This is a genomic window from Saccharomonospora iraqiensis subsp. iraqiensis, assembly GCF_000430445.1.
GTDB classification, from domain to species: domain Bacteria; phylum Actinomycetota; class Actinomycetes; order Mycobacteriales; family Pseudonocardiaceae; genus Saccharomonospora; species Saccharomonospora iraqiensis.
This window is the reverse complement of sequence record NZ_KE387135.1, coordinates 50661-56657: the sequence shown is the minus strand read 5'-3', so window position 1 is coordinate 56657 and position 5997 is coordinate 50661. Positions and strand designations below refer to the sequence as shown.

Below are 5997 nucleotides of genomic sequence, written 5' to 3'. Positions count from 1 at the left end.
GCGGCGCCGTCCGGCGGGGCCGGCCTGACGCCGTCCGGCAGGACCAGGGCCGCCGCACAGACGAACGCCGCGCCGCGCCGGTCGTCCGGAACGTCGGTGAGCTGGTCCAGCACGAGCCGGAGGTTCGCCGCGTCGTCCCCGTGCGAGCCCGCCCAGCGTGCCGACAGCACACCGGGCATCCCGTTCAGGGCGTCGACCGTCAACCCCGAGTCGTCGGCGACGGCGGGCAGGCCGGTGGCGCGGGCGGCGTCACGGGCCTTGGCGAGGGCGTTCTCCTCGAAGGTCGCGCCGGTCTCGGGCGCCTCGGGGAACGGTGGGACGTCGGCCATGCCGACGACCTCCACCCCGGCCACCCCCGCGTCGGCGAGGATGCGGCGCAACTCGGCCAGCTTCTTCGCGTTCCGGGTCGCCAGCAGCACCCGGACGGCGCCACTCACTTCTTGTCCTTCGCCTTCTTCGACCGCGGGGGCTCCGGCAACTCGCCCGGGTACGGCCCGGCCAGGGCCTCGGTCTGCCTGCGGGTCAGTTCCGCGCACCCGTCGAGCGCCAGGTCCAGCATCGTGTCCAGGGTGGACCGGGTGAAGGTGGCGCCCTCCCCGGTGCCCTGCACCTCGATCAGGGTCCCCGCGTCGGTGGCCACGACGTTCATGTCCACCTCGGCGCGGGAGTCCTCCTCGTAGGGGAGGTCGAGCCGCACCCGACCGTCCACCACCCCGACGCTGATCGCCGACACGGCCGCCGACAGCGGCTTCGGGTCGGCGAGCCGTCCGGCCGCCCCGAGCCAGGTGATCGCGTCGGCCAGCGCCACGTACCCACCGGTGATGGCGGCCGTGCGGGTGCCCCCGTCGGCCTGGATCACGTCGCAGTCGATGACGACGGTGTTCTCCCCCAGCGCCGCCAGGTCGATGCACGAGCGCAGGGACCGCCCGATCAACCGGCTGATCTCGTGGGTCCGACCGCCGACCCGTCCCTTGATGGACTCCCGGTCACTGCGGGAGTGGGTGGCCGACGGCAACATCGCGTACTCGGCCGTGACCCACCCGAGTCCCGATCCGACCCGCCAGCGGGGCACCCCCTCGGTCACGCTGGCGGCGCAGAGCACCCGGGTGTTCCCGAACTCGACGAGTACCGAACCCGCCGGCCACTGCTGGTAACCGCGGGTGATCCGTACCTCGCGGAGCTGGTCGTCGTTCCTGCCGTCTTGTCGCACCACGCCTGGCAAGCCTAATGACCCCCGATCCGGCCCGCCGACGTGGGCGGGTCGTCACAACTCGTAGACCCCGCCCTGCTCCACACGTTCGGTGGGCCCGGCGAACTCCGCCCGCGCCTCGGCCAGGATCGACTCCCCGTCCGACCACGGTGACACGTGCGTGAGCAGGAGCCTTCCGGCCCCGGCCCGGTGCGCCAGACCGCCCGCCTGCTTCCCGGACAGGTGCAGTGCCTCCGGCCGGTCCGGCGCCTCGGTCCAGCTCGCCTCGGCCAGCAGCACGTCCGCACCGTGCGCCAGCTCCTCCAGACCCGGGCACGGCCCGCTGTCCCCGGTGTAGGCGAGTGTGGTGCCGTCCAGGCCGATCCGGAAGCCGAACGACTCCGTCGGGTGCACGACCGGGACCGGTGTCACGGTGAACGGTCCGATCCGCTCGGTCGCGTGCCGCAGGGTGTGGAACTCGTACACGTCCGACAGGTCGGTCTCCAACCGCTCCGACTCGTGCGGGGCGAAGGCGTTGGCGAGTCTGCGCGGGGCCTCACCGGGTGCGTACACCGGGAGCCGGTGTGCGCGCGGATCGTACGGCGGGTCGGGGTGGTACCGGCGCAGCACCGTCAGCGCGCTGAAGTCGGCGCAGTGGTCGGGGTGCAGGTGGGACAACAGCAGCGCGTCCAGCCGGAACGGGTCCATCAGGGCCTGCATCCGGGCGAGTGTGCCGTTGCCGAGGTCGATCCCCAGCACGAAGCCGTCGGCTTCGAGCAGATACCCGGAGGCGGCACGGTCGGGACCGGGGATGCTGCCGGAGCAGCCCAGGATCGTCAGTCGCACGCCGCACACCTTGCCACGAGCCCGCGCGGCACGCCCCCGGCACGTGGTGGGCGGCACGCCCACCGTGAGCATCACAGGCGGCACGCCCACCGTGAGCATCACAGGCGGCACGCCCACCGCGATCTCCACAGGCGGCACGCCGACGTCACGGAGCGGGGAGCACCGTCCCACCGAGCCCCAGGAAGCGGTGCGCCAGCCGGGTGAACGGCTCGGGCTCGCCGGTGGCCACGAGTTCGTGGTCGGGTTCACCGTCCCGTCCGGTGAGCAAATCGCGTTCGGTGAGTACCCGCACGACGTCCTTGGCGGTCTCCTCGGCGCTGGAGACGAGGGTGACCTCGGGGCCCATCACCGTCTGGAGCACTCCGGTGAGCAGCGGGTAGTGCGTGCAGCCCAGGATCAGGGTGTCCACCCCGGCACGGGTGAGCGGTTCCAGGTAGCCCTGGGCGAGTCCGAGCACCTGCCTGCCCGAGGTGATCCCGCGTTCCACGAAGTCGACGAACCGCGGGCACGCCGTGCTGTGCAGGGTGACCCCGGTGGCGGCCGCGAAGGCGTCGTCGTAGGCGCGCGAGCGGACCGTGCCCTCGGTGCCGATCAGCCCGATCCGGCCGTTGCGCGTGGTGGCCGCCGCCCGTCGGACCGCGGGCAGCACCACCTCGAACACCGGGATGTCGTACCGCTCCCGGGCGTCCCGCAGGCACGCGGCCGACGCGGTGTTGCAGGCGATCACGAGCGCCTTCACCCCGCCCGCGACCAGGTCGTCGAGCGCGGCGAGCGCCAGTTCGCGGACCGTGGCGATGGGTAACGGCCCGTACGGCGCGTTCCGGGTGTCGCCCACGTAGCGCAGACGTTCGGCGGGGAGCTGGTCGGCCACCGCACGGGCGACGGTGAGCCCGCCGACGCCGGAGTCGAAGATCCCGATGGGGGCGTCGGCGTCCGGGAGACCGGAGTTCGGGGCCGGATCGGGGGTGGCGGCGTTCGGGGTGGCGGCCTGACTCACGCCCCGAGACTACCGTTGCGGGTCCCCGCGGCCGGACGGTCCGCCCGGCCGACCACCCACGCCGCCAGGACGCCGCCGACCGCGCCGAACAGGTGCCCCTGCCAGGACACACCCGGCGCTCCGGGCAACACGCCCCAGAGCATCCCGCCCCAGAGCAGGAACAACACGACGGCGAGCGCGAGCTGCCGGAGACTGCGCGTGAACAGCCCGCGCACCAGCAGGAACGCCAGCCATCCGAACGCGAGTCCGGAGGCGCCGACCGTCACGGTCCCGGGCGGTGCGGTGAACCACACCCCGATCCCGGCCGTGAGCCAGATGGTGAGCGTCACGCCGATCCACTGCGCGAGTCCACCGGACATGGCGAGGAAGGCGAACACCACCACGGGGACGGTGTTGGCGAGCAGATGCCCCCATCCGGCGTGCAGCAGCGGCGCCCAGGCGATGCCGTCGAGCCCGTCCACCGACCGGGCCACGATGCCGTTGCGGTCGAGATCAGTGGTGAACAACACCACGTCGATCAGCTCGACGACGTAGAGCAGCAGCACGAACGAGACCGCCACCGCGGCCGCCGACAACGGTCGCGGCGGCAACACCCGTCCGGTACCCGACCGTCGCGCCCCGGACGCGGCACCGATCCCATCCCTGTCCACACCCCCAGGCTACGGCGCCCGCACCCCGACCCCCCTCACCCACCCCGGTGACCGTGAAGGGCACATTCCCTGCGTCACAAGCAGTGAGGGGCACATTCACTGCGTCGCGTGCAGCGAATGTGCCCCTCACGGCACGACGGCGGGGGACCACCCCGGGCGGGTCAGGCCCAGAGCTGGCCGTCCAGGCGTTCGGCGGCCTCGTCGAGGGAGCCGCTGTAGGCGCCGGTCGAGAGGTACTTCCATCCCGCGTCCGCGACGATGAACGCGATGTCGGCACTCTCCCCCCGGCTGAGGGCCTTGTTGGCGACCCCCAGGGCGGCGTGCAACACCGCACCGGTCGAGATGCCCGCGAAGATGCCCTCGTGCTCCAACAGCTCGCGGGTCCGGCGCAGCGCGTCGTAGGCGCCCACCGAGTACCGCCCGCTGAGCACGTCCTCGTCGTACAGCTCCGGCACGAACCCCTCGTCGAGGTTGCGCAGGCCGTACACCAGCTCGCCGTACCGGGGCTCGGCCGCGATCACCCGGACGTCCGGCTTCTGCTCCCGCAGGTACCGCCCGACCCCGACCAGCGTGCCGGTGGTGCCCAGCCCACCCACGAAGTGCGTGATCGTCGGCAGGTCCTTGAGCAGCTCGGGCCCGGTGGTCGAGTAGTGCGCGTCGGTGTTGGCCGGGTTCCCGTACTGGTACAGCATGACCCAGTCCGGGTTCGTCTTGGCCAGTTCCTTCGCCCGCCGCACGGCCTCGTTGGACCCACCGGCCGCGGGTGAGTACACGATCCGCGCCCCGTAGGCCTGCAACAGCTGCCTGCGCTCGTCCGAGGTGTTCTCCGGCATGACGCAGACGAGCCCGTAGCCCTTGAGTTTGGCGGCCATCGCCAGCGCGATGCCGGTGTTGCCCGACGTCGGCTCCAGGATGGTCGAACCGGGCCGCAGATGGCCGTCCCGCTCGGCGGCGTTGATCATCCCCAGCGCGGGCCGGTCCTTGACCGAGCCCGTGGGATTGCGGTCCTCCAGCTTCGCCCACAACCGCACGTCCTCGGCGGGGGAGAGCCGGGGCAACCCCACCAACGGGGTGCCGCCGAGCATGTCGAGCAACGACTCGTAGCGGGCCATGAGCACCGACCGTTCAGCGCGCGCCGCCGGCGACGGCGGGGAGGATGGTCATGGTGTCCCCGTCGGTGACCTCGGCGTCGAGGCCGCCCGCGAACCGGACGTCCTCGTCGTTGACGTAGATGTTGACGAAGCGGTGCAGCTTGTCGTCCTTGACCAGGCGCTCCTTGAGACCGCCGTGGCGGGACTCGAGGTCGTCGATCACCTCCGCCACGGTCTTGCCGGACGCCTCCACCGACTTCTCACCGCCGGTGTGCGTGCGCAGGATCGTGGGGATGGAGACGGTCACGGACATGAAGTACCTCCACTGCAAGGGGTTTGACCTAGACACAGACGCCTGAACGGGCGGGGGTATTCCCGCGCGGTGCTCAGCGCTCGTCGGGGACGTCGTCGCTGCCGGTGTTGGCGAACATGTACGACTCGACCACGTCGTCCCGCGGCGTGCCGTCCTCGATGATCTCGACGGGTTCCTCGGTGACCTCGCCGTCCACGATGCGGTACGAGCGCAGTTCGTGCTCCTCGGGGTCCCGGGTGGAGACCAGCACGTAGTGCGCGAACGGCTCCTGCGCCAGCTTGATGTCCGTCCGGGACGGGTACGCCTCGGTGGCGGTGTGTGAGTGGTAGATCACCACCGGCTTCTCGTCCCGGGCGTCCATCTCCCGGTACAGCTTGAGCAGGTCGGCGGAGTCGAACTCGTAGAACGTGGGCGAGCGCACCGCGTTCACCATCGGCACGAACCGCTCCGGGCGGTCGGTGCCGTCGTCGGGACCGGCGATGACGCCACACGCCTCGTCCGGGTGGTCGGCGCGCGCGTGCGCGACGATCGCGTCCACGAGCTCACGGCGAATCTGCAACACGTCCCCGAGTCTACGTCCCGCCGACCGGCTGTTCACACCGTGAGAAGACACAGGTCACGCCGTGAACAACGTCTCGTCCCCCGGTTCGGTGAGCGCCGCGTTGGCCAGCGCCGACTGGCACGCGGTCAACCGCACCAGGTCCCGGTCGCGGTCCCGGGTGTGCGCGGTGGTCCAGTCCACCCTGGCCGCCCACCGGGGACGCGGCAGCAGCACCGTCTGCGCCTGACCCAGTGCGGTGAACATCGCCGTCACCGCCTGCCGGTCGAGCGTGACGGTGGGCGAGCCGGGCAGTTCGGTCCGGGCCTCGTCCAGCAGCGCGAGCGTGTCCCGCACCGCGGCCAGCAGGCGC

Annotated in this window: 8 protein-coding genes and 1 pseudogene; all 9 read right to left on the bottom strand. The window is 71.9% G+C overall.

Translation table 11 applies throughout. The annotated features are described in order from the left end of the window. Nucleotides 1–437 (bottom strand): non-canonical purine NTP pyrophosphatase (locus ACTIR_RS24560; RefSeq protein WP_065388615.1); only part of this gene is annotated, 437 nt, incomplete at its 3' end. Further along, the gene (gene rph, locus ACTIR_RS0120200; RefSeq protein WP_007026102.1) at nt 434–1213 is read right to left on the bottom strand and encodes a ribonuclease PH; all 780 of its coding nucleotides are present in this window, start codon (nt 1211–1213) and stop codon (nt 434–436) included. The genes rph and ACTIR_RS24560, both read right to left, overlap by 4 nt. A 51-nt stretch (nt 1214–1264) precedes the next feature. Continuing rightward, nucleotides 1265–2035, bottom strand: coding sequence for an MBL fold metallo-hydrolase (locus ACTIR_RS0120195; protein ID WP_026455633.1), 771 nt, complete (start codon nt 2033–2035; stop codon nt 1265–1267). Nucleotides 2036–2180: 145 nt separating this feature from the next. Next, a complete protein-coding gene (murI, locus tag ACTIR_RS0120190) occupies nt 2181–2954 on the bottom strand; it encodes a glutamate racemase (RefSeq protein WP_026455632.1) in 774 nt (257 codons plus the stop codon). A gap of 74 nt (nt 2955–3028) precedes the next feature. After that, nucleotides 3029–3625 carry a rhomboid family intramembrane serine protease gene (locus tag ACTIR_RS0120185; protein ID WP_026455631.1) on the bottom strand — a complete coding sequence of 199 codons (597 nt, stop codon included), beginning with the start codon at nt 3623–3625 and terminating at the stop codon, nt 3029–3031. A 218-nt stretch (nt 3626–3843) separates the two neighbouring features. After that, complete coding sequence (locus tag ACTIR_RS0120180; protein WP_026455630.1) at nt 3844–4794, bottom strand: PLP-dependent cysteine synthase family protein; 951 nt, start codon at nt 4792–4794, stop codon at nt 3844–3846. Nucleotides 4795–4807: 13 nt separating this feature from the next. Further along, nucleotides 4808–5086: a MoaD/ThiS family protein gene (locus ACTIR_RS0120175; protein ID WP_007026097.1), complete on the bottom strand. Its 279-nt coding sequence runs from the start codon at nt 5084–5086 to the stop codon at nt 4808–4810. Nucleotides 5087–5159: 73 nt separating this feature from the next. After that, nucleotides 5160–5648, bottom strand: a complete 489-nt coding sequence (locus ACTIR_RS0120170; protein ID WP_026455629.1) for a M67 family metallopeptidase — start codon at nt 5646–5648, stop codon at nt 5160–5162. Between the two features lie 54 nt (nt 5649–5702). Beyond that, nucleotides 5703–5997, bottom strand: a pseudogene (locus tag ACTIR_RS26995) (hypothetical protein); the annotation flags it as partial.

Coding starts and splice junctions, on each gene's coding strand:
- ACTIR_RS0120175 (WP_007026097.1), bottom strand. CDS start 5,086: ATGTCCGTGACCGTCTCCATCCCCACGATCCTGCGCACGCACACCGGC.
- ACTIR_RS0120180 (WP_026455630.1), bottom strand. CDS start 4,794: ATGGCCCGCTACGAGTCGTTGCTCGACATGCTCGGCGGCACCCCGTTG.